This window comes from Gemmobacter nanjingensis (assembly GCF_014652195.1).
GTDB lineage: Bacteria > Pseudomonadota > Alphaproteobacteria > Rhodobacterales > Rhodobacteraceae > Gemmobacter > Gemmobacter caeni.
The window spans coordinates 200,364-201,197 of sequence record NZ_BMYI01000005.1; the positions used below are offsets into that span (position 1 = coordinate 200,364).

An 834-nucleotide genomic window follows, 5' to 3' on the forward strand; every position below is an offset into this window, starting at 1 on the left:
GCCCTTGGCGGGCGTCCTGACCGGCGCCTTGTCGATATTGCCGCGCAGCACCAGATGCGGCTCCCCGATCAGCACATGGGTCAGCGGATCGAAGAGCGCGCGGTGGATCTCCACCGGGGCATGGCGCGGGTCATAGCCCCGGATCGCCAGCTGGGTCTCGGCCGCGATCTGGCTGAGCTGCACCCGCTGGCTGCGCACCTGCAGGCCGGTCTGCAGGCGGAGCGGATCGACGCTGAGCGCGGTCCCGGCCCCGTAATAGATGCGGGTCTCGCCGCCGATCACGAATTCCGCATGATCGGCGCCGGTCCAGAAGCCGATGCTCTCGGTGCCGCCGGTCGCACGGTTCCGGGCCGAGACCCAGACCAGCACATGCGCCAGCATCGGCCCGCGTGCGGCGAAGTAATCGGCAGTAGCGGGGCTGTAATCACGCATTATCACCCCCCGTGAGCGAGCCCTGAAAGGCGTTCGTGGCCACCCGGATGGCGTGCTTCACCACCGCGTTCATGTCCGTGGCATCTGCCGTCACCGTGGTCTGCACCAAAACCGGCCGCGCGGCCTGCGCCTCCAGAGCTGCAATGCGGGCCTCCAGTGCGGCGATGCGGGCAGATTGATCAGGGGCGGACATGTTGATCACCTCAGGGTCTGCACCCACCGGAACGAAGCCCCGGTGGTGAGGGTGTGGCGGCGGCGGCCGGGCTGGACGGATTTGGGGACGAGCACGGCCTTGCACGCCGCGCGCGACAGGCTGACGGCGGTGCCGGTGACCCAGCCCGGCCGGATGTTCGGGCTGACCTCAAAATAGCCGGTGAGGCCCGAGGCATCCGCTGTTGCCGG

2 protein-coding genes and 1 pseudogene are annotated in these 834 nt (G+C 69.1%); all 3 read right to left on the minus strand.

The window, feature by feature from the left end:
• Window positions 1-432: hypothetical protein (locus IE126_RS11175; protein WP_194678694.1), on the minus strand; the 432-nt coding region annotated here is incomplete at its 3' end.
• The gene (locus IE126_RS11180; RefSeq protein ID WP_189380994.1) at window positions 425-625 is read right to left on the minus strand and encodes an ABC transporter C-terminal domain-containing protein; all 201 of its coding nucleotides are present in this window, start codon (window positions 623-625) and stop codon (window positions 425-427) included. The genes IE126_RS11180 and IE126_RS11175, both read right to left, overlap by 8 nt.
• A 5-nt stretch (window positions 626-630) precedes the next feature.
• Window positions 631-834, minus strand: a pseudogene (locus IE126_RS25775) (hypothetical protein); the annotation flags it as partial.

Bases quoted from the DNA above. Each gene is read 5' to 3' on its own strand.
- IE126_RS11180 (WP_189380994.1), bottom strand. From the start codon at position 625: ATGTCCGCCCCTGATCAATCTGCCCGCATCGCCGCACTGGAGGCCCGC.